Consider the following 21,404-nt stretch of genomic DNA (forward strand, 5'->3'; position numbering starts at 1 on the left):
GCATTCATATTAGTTCTCTGTATGGCAACCGCCTGAGATTTTGAGCACAAACACGCTTTCTGGTATGTTTTCCAAATGGTTTTCAAAGGCTGTTTCTAGTAAAGGCATGATGACAGAGTATTCTCCAAAAAGAGTCGTACTCATTGAGTTGTAGGTCAGCTCGATTTCTGACCGGCCGGTTAAATGATCAATAAATTCAAAAATTGGCTGCCGGTAGGCTTTTTTTAATGGGTATAAGCTTATATCTACTGTGACGTTCATCAGAGCTCCAAAATAAAAGAGGCTCTTCGGAGCCTCTTTCTGTTGATCGTGCAAATTAGAAATAGATGCGAGCGGTTACGCCGATTTGACGAGGGTCACCTAAACGAACGTACTGTTGTTCGCCATCACCATCGAAGTGGTCAAATTGGAAACCGCGGGTTGCGTAAGTCTCATCGGTGATGTTTTTCCCCCATAGATAGACTTCGTAGTTTTCTTGTTCATAACCAATTCTTGCGTTGACTAAAGTGTAAGAATCAGACTTAAAGTCATGAACATTGTCGAAATAAAAAGCATCCATGCCGGTGATGTCGGCCATCAAATAAAGTCCGGATGCACTACGATATTTTGCGCCAAAGTTGTATTGGTAAGAGGGGGCGTGAGCATATTCTCTGTCATCCAATGTAAAGTTTGCAAAAGTCGGCGTTCCTGAAATGTCGGTTTTCATGACCGATACGGCACCAAATAGATTCCAAGTGGTATTTACGCGCCAATCAAATTCAGCTTCTAAACCATAGGCGTTTGCGGATTCAAAGTTTTCTGTGAAGTACACCCAGTGTGCATAGCTTGATTCATATCCGTAGCCATCAAATTGTGGGTTTTTACGGTCCATGTAAAACAGGTTTGTAGAGGTTTTTAAGTTACCGTCTAAGTAGTTGGATTTCAAACCGATTTCATAGTTATAGAGTGTTTCAGAGTCATAGGCTCCGCTCTCAATGCTTGATTCTGTCAGGTTGGTATTGAAACCGCCCATTTTATAGCCGCGCGTTACCCCTGTAAAAGCCGTATGTTTTTGATTGTATTTATATGAGTAGATGATTGAACCCCCCCAGAGGTTTTCAGTGGGGGAACTCGATTCAGGGTTTGAGTAATCGTAAGCACCTCCGCCATAAGAGGTATCAAAACCACTTAGCTGAGTATTTAAGTCGAAATCTTTCCAATTTCGTTCTAAGCGTGCAGAAAGCGCAACGGTTGCTTTTTCACTAAATGCCAAGTCGTATTGCCCGTAAATAGAGGCTTTTTTCAGCACGTAATCACTATTTGCATCGGTTTGATAGTTATCTCCCCAGCTTGGGTAGTCATACCGTTCATACCGTGTATTTTTCTCATCCATTTTTGAGAAATAAGCACCAATCAGCCAGTTTTTGTCAATGACTCGAATGTCTTGGCTAAAGTTTTGGCGGTCTTGTTGATTATCAAATAAACCTCGGTAAGTTGTATCATCCGCTTTCCAATCCGTGTCGTAGGCATACCGAAGTTCATTGTCAGAAAAAGAGGTAATACTTTGTAAAGTTCGATTGCTATTGAGTTGATGTGTCACTTTTGCAGAAAAAGCGTTTGAAAGTAATGTGTCTTGACCAGGCTCATTAGATAGGTTGGTAAAAGAGTTATCTCTTGACCATGCATCATAACCATTGTCTAAATCGGCATGCAAAAGTGTGACATCAACCGTTGTGTCATCACTAGGAAAGAAGCGCAGCTTTGCTCTTGCGGTTAATTCATCGCGACCATTTGTATCTGAACGGTTGAGTGTTTTATTGTCTCGGAAGCCGTCGCTGTCGTGTTTAAATATTGCAATGCGGTACTGTGGCGATTTTTCAGCTGACGAAAAGGGACCTGAAGTCATAATTCCGAGTTCTGTCAGGCTATCTTGCCCAGCCGTCGCCTCAATCATGGATTCGCGATATTCGGTAGGCTCATTGCTTTTGACATTAATGAGCCCAGCAATGGCACTTTGACCATAACGAGTGTTTTGAGGGCCGCGTAATACTTCAATTTGTTGAATGTCAAATGTGCTGGCCGCCATTCCAATGCCGCTATAGTCAATGTCGTCAATGGCAAATCCAACGCTCGAATTGGGTGCTCCTGTATATTCATCTCGCTCCCCTATGCCTCGAATTTGAATATGACGAGCTCGAGACGATTGACCTGAATAATTCACATTTGGGGTTTTTAAAAGCACATCGTCAAAGTGACTAGCACCTTCGTCTTGAAGTTCTTTCTGCGTTTTTACCGATATGCTTGTCGGCATTTCTTGTTCATTGGTTCCTCGAAGATCCGCGTTAATGTTAATGGTTTTTAATTCAGTCGCGAATGCTGGTTGGCTCATTAAAATAATGGCCAAAGAAAGCGGCTTTAGTTGAGTTTTCATAGTCAATTTTCCCCATTGGAAATAGGGCAAGAGAGAGGAGTTCATTGTTTATTTACCGGCCGGTAAATAAACATATTGTGTTTTTTTCCTTCCCTACGCCAGTATTATCTGGATCAGGTAATAAGGGTTTTTCGAAACATTTCGAATTCTCAGGCTCAAAACACATGGTTTTGATGGCCTCCCCTAGGTTAGCTGAAATATGTTTGTGATCAGTTTTTATTTAAGTTTCGGGATTTTAACGAAAAACGTCATAAAAATCAGCTTAAAATATAACTCATTTATTTTTAGTAAAACTTAATTCATTAACGACTAGAGAATCTATATGTCAGAGAATACAAGTCATTCCGCTTCATCCACTTCCCAAGTGAGTAAGGAGATGGTTGAACACCTAGCAGAACTTGGTGATCTTCCAAGGATGCCTCAAGCGTTAATGAAACTTGAAAAAATGTTGGCTGATGATACGAGTCACGATGTTTCTGAAATTGTCAAAGTGATTACGCTTGATGCACGGCTTACGGCCGGTATTATCTTTATGTCGAACACCGCTAAATATTCTCTGGGTGAGGCGGTAACTGATTTATCGGAAGCAGTGGTTCGCATCGGATTAGACGATGTACGACTGCTTGCACATACCATTTCTTATAGAGAAACCTTTCACCGTAAACCTCCATTTAGTGTCGACTTGTTTATGAAACATGCCGTGATGGCGGCGTTTATTGCTCAACTTTTGTCTAAAAAATTGAACCTTAATCCAAGTGATGCGTTTTTGTGTGGATTAATGCGTGATTTAGGTATTTATCTGTTGGCTTTAGAAAGTCGCGAAAAATATCAAGAAGTCCTAAAAGCAATTGATTATGACATCACGGTACTGCCTGTTGTCGAAAATAAAACCTATGGCACCTATCATGCCTTGATGAGTGCTCGACTGCTACAATTGTGGAAGTTTTCAAATGAAGTTGTTATGGGGGTGGCTTATCACCATATTCCTGAAAAAGCGCGTGAAGAATTTCAGCCTTATGCCAACCTAACCTATCTCGCTGAGATGGGGGTGTTCCGATTGGGGCATGATAATGGGATTGGTGAGGTGCCAAGCACTTACTGGGATTTAGAGGATTCAAAGTTTCAAAAAGCACTTGATTTCTTTGGTATGTCTATAGAGGTCTTTGATGCCGAAATTCAAGCTGCTGAAGCAGAATATGAAAAAGCGTATCCAGCCAATCCACAGGACTAATCGTATTAAGTTCTATTTTCTTTGAATTTTCATTGATAAAACTTTTCTTAATTGTCTAGCCGACAAGTCTGAATGCTGTTAAAATTTCGCGTTCTTAAAAATTTACACGAGAGAAGTTTCATGCCTATTGTCACGTTACCTGATGGGTCGAAGAAAGAGTTCGACCAAGCTGTATCTGTCATGCAAGTTGCCGAAAGTATCGGTAGTGGACTTGCTAAAGCGACGATTGCCGGCCGAGTGAATGGTCAGTTAAAAGACGCTTGCGATTTAATCACTGAAGATGCGACGTTAGAAATTGTGACAATGAAAGATGAAGACGGCGTTCATATCATGCGCCATTCTTGCGCTCACCTTTTAGGCCATGCGCTTAAGCAGCTTTATCCAGATGTTAAAATGGCGATTGGACCGGTGATTGATAACGGTTTTTATTATGACATTGATATGGATTACAAAATCACGCCGGAAGATTTGAAGAAAATCGAAAAGCGTATGCAAGAGCTTGCGAAGACCAAATATCCAGTTGTTAAGAAAATGCTACCACGTTTTGAAGCGATCAAAACATTCCAAGAACGTGGTGAAGAGTACAAGCTTGAATTAATCCGTGATTTGCCAAACGAAACCGAGTTTGGTTTCTACTTTCACGAAGAATATGTGGATATGTGTGTTGGGCCACACGTGCCAAATATGTCATTCACCAAAGCGTTTAAATTAACGCATGTGGCAGGGGCATACTGGCGTGGCAATTCAGATAATAAAATGTTGCAACGTATTTATGGTGTGGCTTTCCCTGATAAAGGTGCGCTAAAAGACTATTTGAAAATGATGGAAGAGGCGGAAAAGCGTGACCATCGTAAACTGGGTAAAACTTTGGATTTATTCCATGTTGATGAACTTGCTCCTGGTATGGCGTTCTGGCATCCGAAAGGAACCACTTTGTATCGTGTTGTGGAAGAATATATGCGCGGACAGCTGGTTGCTAATGACTACGATGAGATTCGTACGCCATTCATTATGGATCGCTCTCTTTGGGAAAAATCCGGCCACTGGGATAAGTTCAAAGATAATATGTTCACCACAGAAACGGATAACCGTGATTATGCGGTGAAGCCAATGAACTGTCCGGGTCATATTCAGGTTTACAATCAGCATTTGCATTCTTACCGAGATTTGCCAGTTCGTATTGCAGAATTTGGAACGGTTCACCGTAATGAGCCTTCTGGAACGCTACATGGTTTAATGCGTGTTCGTTCCTTTACTCAGGATGATGCACATATTTTCTGTACCCCAGAACAAATCAAGGCTGAAGTTCAAGGGTGTATCGATTTGGTTTATGAAACCTATGCGGATTTTGGTTTCGATAATATCGCGGTTAAGTTCTCAACCCGTCCAGAAAAACGTGTTGGCTCTGATGATGTTTGGGACTTGGCAGAAGCGGCGCTTGAGGAAACATTAAAAGATGCTGGTCTTGAATATGCGCTTCAGCCTGGAGAAGGTGCGTTTTATGGTCCGAAGATTGAGTTCCAATTAAAAGATTGTATTGGTCGTGTTTGGCAGTGTGGAACCATTCAGTTGGATTTCTCAATGACCCAGGCTGAACGCTTAGATGCGGTTTATGTTGATTCCAATAACGAGAAACAACACCCTGTTATGATTCACCGTGCAATCTTAGGATCTCTTGAACGTTTTGTTGGGATTTTGGTCGAACATTACGAAGGGAAATTCCCAACATGGTTAGCGCCAACACAAGTGGTTATTGCGTCAATTTCTGACGTTCACAATGAATATGTGCAAGATTTTGCGAAAAATCTGAAAAAACAGGGCTTTAGAGTCGAAACAGACTTGAGAAATGAGAAGGTTGGGTTTAAAATTCGCGAGCACACTATGCAGCGCGTGCCATATATTTTTGTGGTCGGAGACCAAGAGATGGAAAATGGCGCAGTAAATGTTCGCGCTCGTGGCGGTAAGAATTTAGGATCATTCGATATTGAGCAGGTAACAAAACTGCTGTTGGATGATGTATCGAATCTAGGTCGTGTACTAGATTCTACCGATGCACAAAATTAATTTGAAATAAACTGGAGGATATTGCTATCGCAATTCGAAGAGGTCGAGGCAGACCACAACAACCTGAAGCACCAAAAGACAGAATTAATAAGGCAATTACGTCACCTGAAGTACGCCTGATTGCTGCAGATGGTGAGCAGCTAGGGATTGTTTCTATTAAGGAAGCTATGGCAGCCGCGCAAGATGCCGGTTTAGATCTTGTTGAAATCACCGCCAAGGCAAACCCTCCGGTTTGTAAAGTCATGGACTATGGTAAGTATTTGTATCAGCAGCAGAAAAAAGCGCATGAAGCAAAGAAAAAGCAGAAACAAGTCCAGCTGAAAGAAGTTAAGTTTCGCCCAGGAACTGAGGAGGGAGATTATCAGGTCAAACTACGCAACCTGGTGAAATTCCTAGAGAAAGGGGATCGAGTCAAGGTAACCATTTGGTTCCGTGGTCGTGAAATTACCCATAAGGAACTGGGATTGAAGATGTTGGAGCGCGTTCGCGACGATATTACGGAAATCGGTACTGTTGAGCAGATGCCGAAGATGGAAGGTCGTCAAATGCAAATGATGGTCGCTCCAATCAAAAAAGGCTAATTTATTAGTCTAACTACAACAATCGGGGTCTATTGTATATAGATTTCTGGTGCAGCTCCCTCAGTGCTGTTTGTTGTCCCTAAGAGATAGTGTTTTACACTATTAAAACTGAAATCAAGTCGTTCAATGGGCGTAATCTCAAAGAACAGGCTTAAATGCGGAGTTTATTTCATGCCTAAGATGAAATCTAACAGCAGCGCTCGTAAGCGTTTCAAAAAAACAGGCTCAGGCCGTTTTAAGTGCAAACAGTCTCACCTTCGTCATATTTTGACGAAGAAATCGACTAAGCGTAAGCGCCAGTTACGTTCTGGTTCTATGATTCACGACAATGATGTAGCAATGGTTCGCCGTATGCTACCTTACGCTTAATTGAGGAGATAAAGCATGGCAAGAGTTAAAAGAGGCGTAATCGCACGTCGTCGTCATAACAAAGTATTGAAACAAGCAAAAGGTTATTACGGCGCGCGTCGTAAAGTCTTCCGTGTTGCTCGTCAAGCGGTGATTAAAGCAGGTCAATATGCTTACCGTGACCGTCGTCAGCGTAAGCGTCAATTCCGTCGTTTATGGATTGCACGTATCAATGCGGCAGCTCGTATGAATGGAATGACTTATAGCCGTTTCATCAACGGTGTTTCAAAAGCAGGTATTGAAGTTGATCGTAAAGTACTAGCAGATATTGCTGTACATGATATGCCAGCATTCAGTGCAATTGCTGAGAAAGCAAAAGCAGCTTTAGCTTAATTTATTAAGTTTTAGTCAAAAAAAGATAGGGAGTCTACCTTGAGTGGTCTCCCTATTTTTTTGTCTAGAATAAATCGAAAGAATAAAGTCAGAATTTACTTGGAAAAAGTTCCCAAAAAACTGGCTAATTCTGTAAAATCTACAACCCTTTCAAAGACTTAGTCTTTTAGTTATTCATGCAAGAAATAAGAAAACTTTACTGGCCGGTGAACAAATCATTAGGCATAGAGTTTTGTTGTTTACTGTATTTATAAAAAATAGTGGGATTCAAAAAATCATGCAAGAACAGCTGCAAACCATTATTTCTGATGCAAAATCGGCGTTGGAAAACGTCAATGATCTTCAGAAATTGGATGAAATTCGTGTGCAATTTTTCGGTAAGAAGGGTGCTTTTACTGACATGATGAAAACGCTTGGTAAGCTTTCGAAAGAAGAGCGGCCAAAAGCGGGGCAAGTTATTAATGAGGCGAAGCAACTTGTTCAAGGTTTGATGAATGAAAAAAAACGCGAATTAGATAATGCTAAATTACAGCAAAAGCTTGCAGAGGAAACTATTGATGTCACGCTTCCGGGACGAGATGTTGATTTGGGTTCCTTACATCCTGTAACGCGCACGCTCAATCGTATTGAAACGCTTTTCTCTAAAGCGGGATTTGATGTTGAGCAAGGTCCTGAAATCGAAGATGATTGGCACAACTTTGAAGCTCTGAATATTCCTGAAACACATCCAGCCCGTGCGATGCATGATACGTTTTACATTAACGAAAAAACGGTTTTGCGTACGCATACCTCTGGTGTGCAAATTCGTACGATGGAAAATAAAGAGGCACCTATGCGGATTATCGCTCCAGGGCGTGTTTACCGTTGTGATTCTGATCAAACCCATACACCAATGTTTCATCAGGTTGAAGGTTTGATTGTTGAAAAAGGTGCATCTTTTGCACAGCTACGTGCGTTGATTATTGAATTCTTACGTCAATTCTTTGAAGACGAAAACCTGAAAGTCCGTTTCCGTCCGTCTTATTTCCCATTTACAGAACCTTCTGCAGAAGTGGATATTGCGACGGATTTATTTGGTGATGGCCGTTGGATTGAAGTACTTGGTTGTGGAATGGTGCATCCAAATGTTTTGAAAAACGTCGGTATTGATCCTGATGAATACACTGGATTGGCATTTGGTTTGGGTGTTGAACGTTTGGCAATGCTTCGTTACAACGTTAAAGACTTACGTCAATTCTTTGAAAACGATCTTCGTTTCCTTCAACAATTCAAATAATCAGACTGCGCAATAGGGATTTAGAAAATGAAATTTAGTGAAAATTGGTTACGTGAGTGGACAAGCCCAGAATGGGATACCAATACGCTTTCTGAAGAATTGAGCCTCGCTGGTCTTGAAGTGGACGGGGTTGAGCCGGTGGCTGGCACTTTTAACAATGTGGTTGTAGGTCATGTTGTGTCAATGGAAAAACATCCTGATGCCGATAAGTTGAATGTCACGCAGGTGGATGTAGGTGAAGAAGAAAATCTACAAATCGTTTGTGGTGCGAAGAATGTTCGTCCAGGCCAAAAAGTTTGCTGTGCCAAAGTTGGCGCAAAACTGCCCGGTGATTTTAAAATAAAAAAAGCAAAGCTTCGTGGAGTGCCATCTCACGGTATGTTATGTGGTGCGACAGAAATCGGCTTGCCAGATGATGGCGTGGATGGGTTATACATTCTTCCGGCTGATGCGCCAATTGGGATGGATGTCCGTGATTATTTGGATTTGGATGATTCTTCGATTGATGTAGATTTAACTCCAAACCGTGCGGATTGTTTTTCGGTAATGGGAATTGCTCGAGATGTGCATGCTATTTCCAATGCGCCATTTGCAGTGCCGTTTACTGAAACTTCACCGGCCGGTGACAAACCGTGTTCGGTGGATATCCAGATTGCGGATTCGACTGCTTGTCCAAAATATTTGGGTTGCGTCGTTACTGGTTTTGATGCTCAAGCGACAACGCCATTGTGGATGAAACAACGTCTAGAGCGTTCTGGTTTGCGTCCATTGAGTTTAGTCGTTGATATTACCAATTACGTTTTGTTGGAAATGGGTCAACCGATGCATGCCTTTGATTTAGCAAAATTGCAAGGTGCCGTGCAAATTCGTTATGCGAATGAAGGTCAAAAACTGACCACGTTGGATGAAAAAGAAATCGTCCTAGCATCTGATACCTTAGTGGTTGCGGATGATTCCGGTGCGATTGCGCTGGCTGGAGTTATGGGTGGTTTATCGACGTCTGTTACTGATGAAACCTCAGAGATTTTCTTTGAGTGTGCGCACTTTTCACGTCTATCGATTGTTGGTAAAGCTCGAAAATATGGTCTTCATACCGACTCCTCAATGCGTTTTGAGCGAGGTGTAGATCCACAGTTGCCTGAGCGTGCATTGAATCGTGCATTAGCATTATTTACGGAAATTGCTGGTGGTGAAGTATCTAGCGTGAAATCGATCATCGATGAAGCGTCTCTGCCTAAAGCTCAAACCATTGAATTGCGCAAAGCGACGATTTCCGATCGTTTGGGTGTTGAGATTGACGATTCTGTTGTTGAAGAAATTTTTGAGCGCCTACAGTTCGGTATTGAGAAAACGGGGGCAGGTTGGATGATGTCTGCGCCGAGTTTCCGTTTTGATATGGCGATTGAAATGGATTTGATTGAAGAAATTGGTCGTGTTTATGGTTACAACAACTTGCCTGAAACACCTGTGCATGCCCCAATGACTCTCAATGAACTGCCTGAGTCTGAACAAGAATTAATGGCTCTGAAAAATGCGTTAGTTCAACGAGGCTACAATGAAGTGGTTACATACAGTTTCGTTGAAGAGAAAAAACAGAAATTGATTGCACCAGATTTACCTTATGTTTTGGTACAAAACCCGATTTCAGATGATATGAAAGCGATGCGAACAACTTTGTTTCCAGGATTGTTACAAAGCATTGCTTACAACCAAAATCGTCAGCAACCTCGTGTACGTATTTTTGAAAGTGGCTTAGTTTTTTATAAAAATGATCAAGATTCAACCGGTGCCACGCAAATTCCAATGGTGGGTGGAGCGATTGTCGGCAAAATGGCTGCTTCAGGTTGGGATGAAGCTGACCGTGCAGTGGATTTCTTTGACTTAAAAGGGGATGTTGAAACATTGCTGAGAATGAGTCATCAATTAGGAAAGATCCGTTTTGAACGATGCAATAACCCAGCATTGCATCCCGGGCAATCTGCTGCGTTAGTGAAAGAGGGAAAAGAAATTGGAATAATGGGTCAACTACATCCTTCTTTAGTGAAAGAAATGGGGGTGTCTGGCAATGTATTTATGTTCCAAATTCGTCAAGATTCAATCTTGACCATGGATGTTCCAGCTGCATCTGCTATTTCTAAATTCCCAGAAACCCAACGAGATTTAGCATTTGTGATTGATGAATCGGTTGAAGTACAAAAACTCCTAGATGCTGTGCATGTGGAATCACAAATTTTGAAAACAGTGGAAATTTTTGATATTTACCGAGGGCAAGGGATTGAGGCGCATCAAAAGAGTGTTGCATTGACCTTGAAAATCCAACACCAAGATCGCACGTTAGAAGATGCAGAAGTCGATGAATTAGTTGAAGTTATTTTGAAATCAGCAGAAGAGAATGTCGATGCAAAACTACGATAAAAAAACCTCTAATATTCAGCCTGAAACAGAATTAACCTTGTTGCAGGGCGGCAAAACAGACCAAAATCAAACTCGGGAAAAAGCTATGACAGAATCGAAAGGGCAAACGCTAACCAAAGCGAATATTGCACAGGAACTTGCCGATACGTTTGGTTTTAATAAACGTGAATCGAAAGAATTAGTCGAACAGTTTTATGAGGAAATCAGTAGTGTATTGATTTCTGGAGAGCAGATTAAACTTTCTGGTTTCGGTAATTTTGAACTGCGTGATAAGGCATCTCGTCCAGGTCGTAATCCTCGTACAGGAGAAGATGTTCCCATTTCTGCACGAAGAGTGGTAACATTTAAACCAGGTCAAAAATTACGCTCGAAGATAGACGCTTTTGATGGTAACGAATAATTTAGAAAATTCTCAATCTGCAGCGCAAGACGTTGAAATCCCAAATAAAAAATATTTTATGATTGGGGAGGTCGCTAAGATGTGCGGTGTTAAAACCCATGTCTTGCGCTATTGGGAAGGGCAATTCCCCCAACTGAAACCGAGTAAACGCCGTGGTCGTCGTTATTATCAGCGCAATGATGTTTTGTTGATTCTACAAATTAATGATCTATTGAATGCTCAAAGGTTTACGGTTGAGGGAGCTATCGCTCAGCTAAGTGACAAAAACGCCAAATCAACCTCTTCAGAAACTTCATTAGTTCCATCAGACAATCAAACTGAATTACCATGTGCGCCCGTTGAAAATGCGGCAAGCAACATTGATTTGTTAGGTTTAGTTGGTTCTCTTAAATCTTTGCTCAAAGAATGCCAAAGTTTCCAATCCCGTGTAAAAGAGCACTTGTAATATTTCTTTGATTCATTCATTGCTTTTTCTGTTACCACTTATATAATAGCCAACCTCAAAAATCGGAATGTAGCGCAGTCTGGTAGCGCATCACACTGGGGGTGTGGGGGTCGCAGGTTCAAGTCCTGTCATTCCGACCATTTCATTTTCTGTATAAACGTTTCTATTTATCTTTCCGAGATTTTTATTAAATTTACGCATGCTCACTTTCTGTATTATCATGGTACGTATAGTTATTTAAGTAATTTTACTTCCTTGGTAGCTCGTTGAGAATTTTATGGAAAGTCATTCTGTCGATTTAAAAAGTGTAGATATTGCCATCGTGAAGTTTTCACAACTGGCTAAAGACGCGCGTCAAAATCTCATTGAGCTTCAAGCAAATCGTGATGCTTATGAACCAGAGTTTTATAAGCTTGCTGTAGAAAACAACGAAGACATCATTAAATTTTGTCAGCGAAAAATTAAGAAGTTACAAAAATATCAGTATGAGATGTATTATCCAATGAGGTAATAAGTCGTTAGATGGGCAGATATTTTAATTTTAGCCGGTAATTGTTTACCGGCCGGTAGGGAATTTTCTATATCACTTAGAGCTCTGCTTGAAAGAAATTTCCAGTTTGTTGGCATTTTACGACGAGCTTTTCACTTGCACGAAAATTGAGTTTTTCAATTGGCTTCAAGGTGACTGATCCGCCTAGTTTTTCGAGCTTATGTTGCAATTTTTGACCATTTTTTAGCTCAATATAGCCAGCGTTGATTTCATCAATCATTCGGAATTGCGTTAGGTTTCCAGCGTTTAACGTCTGCATATTTTTACCTTGTTCAATTATTATCAAAATTTGATTTTGGTCAATAATTATAATGATATTCCACTTAGTGAGTATCCGTTAATTTACGTAAAAATTTGAAGGCTCTTTCGTTAAGTATCTGATTTATGCTAATTTTGAATAATTTGTTTGAGTTGTGAGGCTGACAGTTTTAAAAAGTGTCTTTGTGTGAGCCAAGCAATCAATAAGAGAACGCTGACTCCCAAAGTTAAGCTAGTCATCCACAGTTCAAATGAGAATGGTGCCGCTTTTTGCAGCCAAAAGGTGCTGATTAACCAACTGGTTATTTGAGCCAGTGTCGCAGCAATCGCCCCCGCAAGAATTCCTGTCAACACAAACTCGGTCAGGCCTATCTTGGTGATGATTTTTTGGGTTGCTCCAAGGCTACGAAGCAAAAACCAGTTTTGTAGGCGATTTTGTTGACTCGCGAGTGTTGCTGTAAATAGCACGAGAATACTTGCAATTAATGTAAAGAAATATAGACCCGTTACTGCCCAAGTTGCTTGATTCATGATGTCTTTAATTTGAACCATAATGGCACTCACATCGATCAGCAAAACGCCCGGCGTTTGTTGCGCTAAATTCTGAGTAATTTGGGTGGAAGTTGACGATTTTGTATTGGTTGATTCTGGTAAGTAGAAATTACTGATATAACTAATAGGTAAATACGCTTGTGTTGAGTCATTTTTCTCATAGCTAAATGGTTCAATAATAAAGAAGAAGTTGAGTTGAAAACTTTGCCATTCGACCTGTCGAAAGGAGGTGACTTGGTAACTGAATTTTTGACCTTGAAAGTCAAATTGAAGAGTGTCACCTAGCTTAATACCGAATAATTCCGCAATACTTTGCTCAACTGATACTGAAGGTAGTGCGCCATTTCTTTGAGAAGATTCAATCTCTGCCAAGATTAAGTTGTGTTCAGGTAATTGTTGCATTATGCCTATGTTGGCCTCGCGTTGCAGTAAGCGTTGGCCTCGAGGGGAGGCTTGTTCGCTGACTTTCATAGTCATACCATTTTTCTCAATTAAACGACCTTTGACCATTGCGGTTAATGTAGGGTGAAGATCAAATCCCGCTAGAATTTTTTCAACCTCATTTTTTTGGTCGGGTTGAATATTCATCATAAAAACATTTGGCGCATTTTCGGGAAGTGAGTTTTGCCAAGTTTGCAAAATGTCTTGCCGAACAAATGTCATGAGTAATAGTACGAATAAAACAATGCCAACTGAAATCAATTGGATTTTAAGGAGACCTTTCTCTTTCAATACATTCGAAATGGCGATTTTCTTCCAGCCGTTTATTCGATGATTTAGCTTTTCTAAAGCATAAATCAGCAGAGTAGCGGATAACCAAAAAACTAGACTGAGCACTAAAAGTCCGAGCATCACCCACATTAACAAGTCCCAACCAACCATTAGGCTTATCAAGAGCGTAATCAGTAACAGACTAAAACCCCAATGAATAAGACTTTGTTGTCTGGGGACAGATTTTAGAAGTCGCATAGGGCTAGTGTTAATTGCTTCGGTTAATGCTTGCCAAGCAAAACTCCACAGAACCAACATACCACTCATAGCTCCGACCCAAAATGCTTGCCAAGGTGAGCTGAGTATAAAAGGATCAAAAAATTCTGTCAGGGTTGGCGCCAATAGCCATGAGGCTAGTAGCCCAAGTAGTGCACCAATGATACTGCTGAAAAAAGATAACCAGAAAAGTTGTCCAGCAAAGAGACGCATCATTTTTGCATTATTGGCCCCAGTGGCTCTGAGCAATGCCATGGTATTTTGCCATCGTCTTAAGTAAAAGCGACTGGCTATTAAAATGCTCATTCCCGCAATTAGCACAGCTGATAAACTTGATAAATCCAAGAAAAACCAAGCTCGATCTAAGGTTTTCCCTAAGTCTTCAGAAGGCGCTTGTGCTGAAATGAGTGTCCAGGGAAGCGGGCTGTCTGCTTGGCTGTTTTGTATTCTCTGTTCGACCTGTTTTTTAAAATCTAAAACAGCGCTATTTTGCCCAGAGATTTGAAGTTCATAGGTGGCACGGCTACCAGGGCCAAGTAGTTGGGTTTGTTCAAAGTTTTCCAATGACAGTAACGCTTGAGGAGCAAATTGTGCCATTGGATTAATTAAACTATTGGGAGTTAATTGACCAATGATTTTAAATGTTTTTTCACCTAGTGTGATGTCATCACCCTGTTTTAGGTTTAACAACTCAAATAATTTTGGTTCAAGCCAAACACCTGAATTAAAATCATCTGAAATTGGGTGTTGACCGGCCGGTAAACGAATAGGGTTGAGTTTTGAGACGCCTTTCAAAGAGATTAATTGAAATTGATCATTGGCAAAGGCCATTGTGACGACTGAAGTTGTTTGACGAGTATTTAGATTAAACGATTCAGCTAATCGGAGAATCGGACTCTCAATAGGGCGAGAACTGCGAATCACTAAATCTGCTCCTAAGCTATTCGCCGCTTTAGCTAACATGCTTTGTTGAACAGAATCCCCAACTTGTTTAATCAGGGTAACGCTCAGACTGGCAATCATGATTGCAAACACCAACCAGAGCCAGTCACCATGTTTTAAGCCGCGAAAAAACCAGATGGATGCGGTGCGTAAATCCTTAAGAGCCGATTGCATAATGGATGCCTTTTAAGAGTGTTGGTCGGGTTTAAATGGCTGCAGTTGACCTTTAACCAATTGCAAAGTCGTTTGACATTTTTTAGCGTAATCCATGTCATGGGTTACCAAAACCAACGCACTATTTTGTTCTTTTTGTAAATCAAATAACAGAGTTTGAATGTGTTCAGCGGTTTCTTCGTCCAAGTTTCCTGTCGGCTCATCGGCAAATAAAATTTTGGGTTGAGTGACAAATGCACGAGCAATGGCAACACGTTGTTGCTCGCCGCCTGATAATTCTGCCGGCCGGTGATGGGCTCGGTCAGAGAGGCCGACTTTGTCTAGTGCCTCAAGCGCTTGTTTTTGGGCGTGAGGAAGTTGGAAAAGCTCTAAAGGCATTAAAATATTTTCCAGAGCTGTCATACTCGGCATGAGCTGAAAGTTTTGAAAAATAAACCCCACATCCTGTGCTCGAACCAATGCACGTTGATCTTCATTTAAGTTATGAATTGGCTGGCCTAGAAGGTGAACTTCACCGTCTGTTGGTTTTTCTAAACCTGCGACAATCGACAACAATGTGGATTTACCGGAACCTGATCGACCAATAATCGCCAACGATTCTTGGGGCTGGACGCATAGATCACAGGAATTTAAGATGTGCAGTAATTGATCTTCTGAAGGAACTTGATAATGAACCGATTTAAGTTGAATCACAGGGGCGTTCACACTGGCTATAGAAGTCATAATTTTGTCGTCTTTGTAAGTTTCGTTAGCATTGTATTCATGCTTTTGATGAGTCTTCATCCTAGGCTAAGTCATGCTCAGTCGCAAGGGCAAAACGTTGGCGAAATCATGGATACTCAAACCTCAAGAGGGGAAAAGAACGTTTTGTTGGTTTTAGGGGATAGTCTGAGTGCGGCTTATGGTATTGAAGTCGAAAAAGGCTGGGTTAATTTGTTGCAGCAAGAGCTAAAAGAAAATACAAACTATGCGGACGTTGAGGTTGTCAATGCAAGTATTAGTGGTGAAACAACTTCTGGTGGAAAACAGCGATTTAATCATTTAGTCAAACAGCACGAGCCTAGCTGGGTGATTTTGGAGCTTGGAGCCAATGATGCTTTGAGAGGGCAAAACTTACAGACGACTCAACGTAATTTAGAATCCATTATTCAAGTGTGTGCAAATGTCACACCACAATGTCACGTTATGTTGCTAGGCATCCGTTTACCAACAAATTATGGACCGGCGTACGATAAATTTTTGCAGAAGGTCTATCGTGATTTAGCACAAAAGTACAATTTATTATTTGATCCTTTTTTCTTGGAACCTGTTGCGCTTGATTCGGATTACATGCAATCCGATGGATTGCATCCCAATGCATTAGCTCAACCGATTATCTTGCAAAGATTACTCCCTAAAGTGCTGGATTTACTTAAGAAGTAGAGTGATTCGAGTTCCTAAAATTTAATTCTTATCAATTTTTGTCAGAAATTCTCTAGGATTTAGCTTTTTTAACCTAAAACAACCTAAAAGTACTTGGTAAAACGTTTATGAGGAGATTATAGTAACCCTATTTTTAATGACAAGAAATTTTAGTTAAGAGGGATCAGAATGGGGTTGCAACAAGACCGATTAAGAGATGCACTTGAAGCCATTCGAGGAATTAAAATTCCAGAGTTTCCGCAAGAAGTGATTGAACTTGATGCAGAAATTCAAAGCAAATTTGCCAATGCGCAAAACATTACAAAAATCATTGAGCGAAATACGACTCTCTCTGGAGAAGTGGTTAAATTAGCGAACATGCCGGTCATGAAAGCAAAAAACCCAGTGAATACCATTCGAGATGCAGTGACTACCATGGGATTTAAAAATATCTACAATCTTGTCGTTATTGCTGCGTTCAAACGCATGTTTGGTTCGAGAGGCTTACATCGAGATATTTCAGATAACAGTGTAGACGTTGCTTTTTGTATGGCATTCTTAACTGAAGAAGTTCATGGTATTCCAAGAGATGAGGCTTATTTAGTAGGACTTTTTCATAATGTTGGTTGTTTAATGCTAGCCTCCAAAGATGAAGAGGTCTATCAAAAAATCTTCCGTTCAGGAATGAGCAACCCGATAGGTATTCTTCAAAAAGAACAGGAAGCATTCAATACCAATCACACTTTAGTGGGACTATTGGTCGCAAAAAAATGGCAACTACCCACTGACTTACTGAATGTCATTATGTTGCATCACACACCTGACGTGTCCAAAATTAATGATGACAAAGTCCGCACTTATGTGGCTATGCTAAAAATTGCCAACGCTATTGTTGCTGAAATCTCCCTAGGCTCGTACATTGGCGACGAAATGAAAGCCTTCCTAAAGGATGGCAAACAAGAATTAATGTTGGACACCGATTTTATTAATGATCTACGTCAGCAGTTGCTGACGGGTGGAACGAAATAACCTATCTTTTACTCCAAATTGGAAAATCATTGCCAATTTGTAAGGTTTTTTGCAAAATTAATTCTTTAAGTTATCGACCGAGACAAAAGTTAATCAATGGCAGAAAACCTAACTCAGCAAGAAAAAGTTCAGGAATCGGTTTATATTTTATCCACCGTTAAGTTCCCTGCTGTCCCCACGGGAGTTATTTGGTTAGAAGAAAAGCTCCGCAATGATAACGTTAATTTTTTTGATGTTATCAGGGAGCTCGAAAACCATTCTGGGATTGTTGAAGAAATTATTAAAACGGCTAATCAAGTTCTGCATAATCTCAATAACCCTGTGTCTAATATTAGTCAGGCAATCAATTTTCTCGGCACTCAGTCACTCTATCACCTCGTCATCTCGGCGCATTTTAAAGAACTTTTTTCACAGAATGAGGTTTACGCGGCTGTCTTGGAACACTCGATCTGGACGGCTAAGGCAATGGTATTGATTGAGCGTCGCTGTGGGGATTATGAGCCGGATTTTGCTTATAGCATGGGGTTGTTCCATAATCTTGGGGCAATGGCTATGAGTATTTATGATCCAGCAAAGTACGAGGAGCTTTTCCAAAAAAGTCGAGCTTTTCCAGTAAGTGCTCTTGAAAAAGAAGAGAAACGTTATGGAACCAATCATTGTTTGCTGGGTGTCATCATTGGAAAAAAATGGAAACTGCCAAGACTCGTACTTGAGGGAATTTACCGTCATCACCAGTTGGATATTGAAGCGATTACCGATAAAGAAATCCGTAAGTGGGTTTCTCGGTTACGATTAGCGAATGAGCTTGTGGATCAAGTGTGTTATGAGATTTATCAAACGACTGAGATGAAGCAAGCTCAACAGATAGCACTTGAAGAGCTAAAACTAAATAACCAACATTTTCAAAGTTTTAAAAACGATCTCGCACAGAACTTTTTAAAGAGTCAATATTGAGAGGTTTAGTCAAACTGTTCAGGATTGTTTGGCTTGATTTTCACCGGCCGGTGACTTTATAAAAGTTACCGGCCGGTAAAGATTATGGCGCGATTGAGATTAGTTTTTATGCGATTGCTTTAAAGCGAGTGAAGGTTTCTGAATCTCAAAGGTCAGTTTTGCTACATCATTGAAATGTTTTGCAAAATGCACCGTTAAACCTTCTTGTAAATAGTCTGGTAGCTCCTGATAGTCTTTTTTATTATCGTTTGGCAAAATCAGGGTTTGTAATCCAAGACGACGTGCAGCAATCACTTTTTCACGAATGCCACCAACCGGTAGCACTTGCCCTGTTAAGCTAAGCTCTCCAGTCATGGCTAAAGGCGTTTTAATCGCTTCTCCTCGAGCGAGCGACAGTAAAGCGGTTGCCATTGTAATTCCGGCGCTTGGACCATCTTTAGGCGTTGCACCGTCCGGCACATGCAAATGGACAAATGCTTTATCGAAAAACTCTGGATCTGCTTTGTAGGTTTCAAGGTTTGAACTGATATAGCTATAGGCAATACCAGCAGATTCTTGCATCACTTCACCAAGTTGACCTGAAAGTTTAAATCCACGGTTCAAAGTATGAACGCGGCTTGCTTCAATGCTTAGAGTCGCTCCGCCAAGTGATGTCCATGCAAGACCTGTCACTGTCCCGATTTGATGCGTTTGTTTTTCCGGCATAAAACGAGGTTGGCCGAGCATTTGTTCAAGTTCGCGAACATGGATTTTAACGGTTTCGATTTCTTTGTTGACTAAACGCATGGCCACTTTACGAACCACTTTCGCCAACTGCTTCTTCAAATTACGAACACCGGCTTCACGTGCGTAGCCTTCAATAATGTGGCGAATCGCGGGTGTGGTAATCTGAACTTGCTGTTTTTTGAGACCAGAATCTTTTAAAAGGCTTGGCCACAAGTGGTGTTTGGCAATCTGAATTTTCTCTTCGGTAATGTAACCTGATAGACGAATCACTTCCATGCGATCTAAAAGTGGTGCAGGAATCGTGTCGAGTGTATTGGCAGTACATACAAACAACGCTTTGGAAAGGTCAAAACGCACGTCCATAAAGTGATCCATAAAGTCTTGATTCTGTTCTGGATCAAGCACTTCAAGAAGTGCTGCAGCTGGGTCGCCATGATAACTCGAACCAATCTTGTCAATTTCGTCGAGCATAATGACGGGATTTGCCGTTTGACAATCTTTTAACGCTTGGACAAATTTTCCTGGCATGGCTCCAATATAGGTACGACGATGGCCTTTAATCTCGGCCTCATCCCGCATGCCACCGACCGAGAAACGATAAAATTTTCGACCGAGTGCTTCCGCAATCGATTTACCAATTGAGGTTTTCCCGACACCAGGAGGACCCACTAAACAGATGATGGAACCGGAGACTTCGCCTTTGAGTGCGCCAACTGCAATGAACTCCAAAATACGGTTTTTGACATCTTCTAGGCCATCATGCTTTTGGTCAAGAATCTTTTTTGCACGTTTGAGTTTGAGTTTATCTTCCGAAATTTGACCCCAAGGTAATTGGGTTAACCAATCTAACCAGTTTCGCGTGACATTATATTCAGGCGATTGCGGGTCTAAAATTGTCAACTTGTGTAACTCTTCTTCCGCTTTGACCATTGCTTCATCGGTTAAGGCGAGCTTTTCCAAGCGTTCTTCAAAACGATCTTTGTCGAGTGTCTGGTCATCTTTAACAATGCCCAACTCTTTTTGAATTTCCTTAAGTTGTTGACGCAAAAAGAACTCGCGCTGATGTTCGGTTAGGTTCTCTTCAACGCGCTCACGGATATTAAATTGCAATTGCGTGACTTCGATTTCATGTTTGAAAAGCGCTAACACTTTCTCTAAACGATGCACTAAATCAAATGTTTCCAGAACATCTTGTAATTTTTCGTTGTCGGCTGTGGTAAGGCCAGCGGCAAAATCTGCTAAGTGTGCCGGTTCATTCGCGCTGTAACGGCTTAGGAAGTATTTGAGTTCTTCGCTGTAAAGCGGATTGAGGGGTAGCAACTCTCGGAAGGCATTCATAATCGCCATGCCGTAAGCTTTCAATTCATTTTCTGAGCCATTGATGTCATCTTTTGGATAAGAAACAACGGCTTTGTATGGCGCTTCGCCATGCAACCAATTTTCGATTCTAAAACGACAAATCCCTTCACCGACCATCTGAATGTAGTCGTCGCGCTTTTTCAGGTTGCTAATTTTAACCAAGGTTCCGATAGGACGAAAATCTTCTTGTGGAGTCGTTTCGTGCTCTTCTCGATCGACATAGACAAAACCAATATATTTACTATTGGAGTTTTCTAGGCTATCGAAGGTGCTTTCCCAAGCACTTTTGCTGATTAAAACAGGCAGTTGCTGGCCTGGGAAAAATGGACGCTCTTTGACTGGCAATAATAGTAGGTTTTGTGGATAAGTGAGTTCCGGTTTGGCAAGTGCTTTAGAAACGTTACCGGCCGGTGAAGATGTATTTTCTTCTTCTGATTCACTGTGATGAATGTGTTCACCTTCCAAAACTTTGTTGGCTTGTTCGATAATATGTGCTTTGAGTTCTTCAGAAATTTCAGCCTCCATCGCCTCTTGAAGTGTCATCTCTTCAAATTCTTCAAGATGTTGAACCTTTGAGGAATCCGCTGTCTCTGACGTCTTGTCAGAGTCTAATTCTAAAGAGTCTTTGTGTTCAACAGCATCGTCTGTTTGCTCGGTGGTTTCAGCCGTCTCTGTATTGTTCACTACGTCTAACTCATCGGGTTTATCACTGAAGTTACTCATCGTTATCCGGTTTCCTAGTCATTATCGGCTTTATTCGTTTTGTCTTAGGACAGAACCATATTGTGCCACTGATTAAAAGTCATAGCCTAGAAGGTCTCGTCTCTTTTGACGTTTACGGTATGATATAGGGCTGAAAAATTAAGATTCAAGGGTAAGTTTGGCGTTGCCTTTGAAATTCTTGTCTAA

19 protein-coding genes, 1 tRNA gene and 1 riboswitch are annotated in these 21,404 nt (G+C 41.1%); of the genes, 14 read left to right on the top strand and 6 right to left on the bottom strand.

The features are described 5' to 3' along the window. Positions 1–9: 9 nt before the first annotated feature. Together D9T12_RS04235 and D9T12_RS04240 are read right to left on the bottom strand one after the other, a co-directional pair. Positions 10–261 (bottom strand): hypothetical protein, encoded by a 252-nt coding sequence (locus D9T12_RS04235; protein ID WP_130537011.1) that lies wholly within the window; start codon positions 259–261, stop codon positions 10–12. A gap of 55 nt (positions 262–316) precedes the next feature. Beyond that, positions 317–2,410, bottom strand: a complete 2,094-nt coding sequence (locus D9T12_RS04240; protein WP_240693232.1) for a TonB-dependent receptor — start codon at positions 2,408–2,410, stop codon at positions 317–319. Positions 2,411–2,483: 73 nt separating this feature from the next. After that, positions 2,484–2,605: riboswitch (TPP riboswitch) on the bottom strand. A gap of 127 nt (positions 2,606–2,732) precedes the next feature. Between D9T12_RS04240 and D9T12_RS04245 the strand changes: the two genes are divergently transcribed. From D9T12_RS04245 to D9T12_RS04295, 11 genes are all read left to right on the top strand, one after another. Continuing rightward, positions 2,733–3,641: an HDOD domain-containing protein gene (locus D9T12_RS04245; RefSeq protein ID WP_130537013.1), complete on the top strand. Its 909-nt coding sequence runs from the start codon at positions 2,733–2,735 to the stop codon at positions 3,639–3,641. A gap of 120 nt (positions 3,642–3,761) precedes the next feature. Next, positions 3,762–5,705: a threonine--tRNA ligase gene (gene thrS, locus D9T12_RS04250; protein WP_130537014.1), complete on the top strand. Its 1,944-nt coding sequence runs from the start codon at positions 3,762–3,764 to the stop codon at positions 5,703–5,705. Between the two features lie 32 nt (positions 5,706–5,737). Then, positions 5,738–6,286, top strand: coding sequence for a translation initiation factor IF-3 (gene infC, locus D9T12_RS04255; RefSeq protein WP_130537015.1), 549 nt, complete (start codon positions 5,738–5,740; stop codon positions 6,284–6,286). Between the two features lie 171 nt (positions 6,287–6,457). Next, on the top strand, positions 6,458–6,655 hold the full coding sequence (gene rpmI / locus D9T12_RS04260; RefSeq protein ID WP_130537016.1) for a 50S ribosomal protein L35: 198 nt from the start codon (positions 6,458–6,460) through the stop codon (positions 6,653–6,655). Positions 6,656–6,670: 15 nt separating this feature from the next. Next, positions 6,671–7,027 carry a 50S ribosomal protein L20 gene (gene rplT, locus D9T12_RS04265; RefSeq protein WP_130537017.1) on the top strand — a complete coding sequence of 119 codons (357 nt, stop codon included), beginning with the start codon at positions 6,671–6,673 and terminating at the stop codon, positions 7,025–7,027. Between the two features lie 277 nt (positions 7,028–7,304). Further along, complete coding sequence (pheS, locus tag D9T12_RS04270) at positions 7,305–8,303, top strand: phenylalanine--tRNA ligase subunit alpha (RefSeq protein WP_130537018.1); 999 nt, start codon at positions 7,305–7,307, stop codon at positions 8,301–8,303. A gap of 27 nt (positions 8,304–8,330) precedes the next feature. After that, positions 8,331–10,718: a phenylalanine--tRNA ligase subunit beta gene (gene pheT / locus D9T12_RS04275; protein WP_130537019.1), complete on the top strand. Its 2,388-nt coding sequence runs from the start codon at positions 8,331–8,333 to the stop codon at positions 10,716–10,718. An 85-nt stretch (positions 10,719–10,803) separates the two neighbouring features. After that, positions 10,804–11,118: an integration host factor subunit alpha gene (locus tag D9T12_RS04280; protein ID WP_130538519.1), complete on the top strand. Its 315-nt coding sequence runs from the start codon at positions 10,804–10,806 to the stop codon at positions 11,116–11,118. Further along, positions 11,105–11,563, top strand: a complete 459-nt coding sequence (locus tag D9T12_RS04285; RefSeq protein ID WP_130537020.1) for a MerR family transcriptional regulator — start codon at positions 11,105–11,107, stop codon at positions 11,561–11,563. Before D9T12_RS04280 ends, D9T12_RS04285 begins: the two co-directional genes overlap by 14 nt. Positions 11,564–11,626: 63 nt before the next feature. Further along, positions 11,627–11,703, top strand: a tRNA-Pro gene (locus D9T12_RS04290). A gap of 137 nt (positions 11,704–11,840) precedes the next feature. Continuing rightward, the gene (locus tag D9T12_RS04295; RefSeq protein WP_130537021.1) at positions 11,841–12,074 is read left to right on the top strand and encodes a hypothetical protein; all 234 of its coding nucleotides are present in this window, start codon (positions 11,841–11,843) and stop codon (positions 12,072–12,074) included. A gap of 76 nt (positions 12,075–12,150) precedes the next feature. On the opposite strand, the gene D9T12_RS04300 is transcribed toward D9T12_RS04295, so the two are convergent. The 3 genes from D9T12_RS04300 to D9T12_RS04310 all read right to left on the bottom strand — a co-directional run bounded on the left by D9T12_RS04300 (position 12,151) and on the right by D9T12_RS04310 (position 15,749). Further along, a complete protein-coding gene (locus D9T12_RS04300) occupies positions 12,151–12,372 on the bottom strand; it encodes a hypothetical protein (RefSeq protein WP_130537022.1) in 222 nt (73 codons plus the stop codon). Between the two features lie 128 nt (positions 12,373–12,500). After that, the gene (locus tag D9T12_RS04305) at positions 12,501–15,026 is read right to left on the bottom strand and encodes an ABC transporter permease (protein ID WP_130537023.1); all 2,526 of its coding nucleotides are present in this window, start codon (positions 15,024–15,026) and stop codon (positions 12,501–12,503) included. Between the two features lie 12 nt (positions 15,027–15,038). Further along, on the bottom strand, positions 15,039–15,749 hold the full coding sequence (locus D9T12_RS04310) for an ABC transporter ATP-binding protein (RefSeq protein WP_130538520.1): 711 nt from the start codon (positions 15,747–15,749) through the stop codon (positions 15,039–15,041). 108 nt (positions 15,750–15,857) lie between these two features. Here D9T12_RS04310 and D9T12_RS04315 point away from each other — a divergent pair, with 108 nt between their 5' ends. From D9T12_RS04315 to D9T12_RS04325, 3 genes are all read left to right on the top strand, one after another. Beyond that, positions 15,858–16,448: an arylesterase gene (locus D9T12_RS04315; protein ID WP_240693233.1), complete on the top strand. Its 591-nt coding sequence runs from the start codon at positions 15,858–15,860 to the stop codon at positions 16,446–16,448. Positions 16,449–16,616: 168 nt separating this feature from the next. Next, positions 16,617–17,456: an HDOD domain-containing protein gene (locus tag D9T12_RS04320; RefSeq protein ID WP_130537024.1), complete on the top strand. Its 840-nt coding sequence runs from the start codon at positions 16,617–16,619 to the stop codon at positions 17,454–17,456. Positions 17,457–17,552: 96 nt separating this feature from the next. After that, complete coding sequence (locus D9T12_RS04325) at positions 17,553–18,410, top strand: HDOD domain-containing protein (protein ID WP_130537025.1); 858 nt, start codon at positions 17,553–17,555, stop codon at positions 18,408–18,410. A gap of 99 nt (positions 18,411–18,509) precedes the next feature. Here the strand turns inward: D9T12_RS04325 and lon are convergent, their stop codons facing one another. Then, positions 18,510–21,218, bottom strand: coding sequence for an endopeptidase La (gene lon / locus D9T12_RS04330; RefSeq protein ID WP_130537026.1), 2,709 nt, complete (start codon positions 21,216–21,218; stop codon positions 18,510–18,512). Positions 21,219–21,404: the final 186 nt, after the last annotated feature.

The organism is Thiomicrorhabdus indica, assembly GCF_004293625.1.
In the GTDB taxonomy this organism is placed as follows: domain Bacteria; phylum Pseudomonadota; class Gammaproteobacteria; order Thiomicrospirales; family Thiomicrospiraceae; genus Thiomicrorhabdus; species Thiomicrorhabdus indica.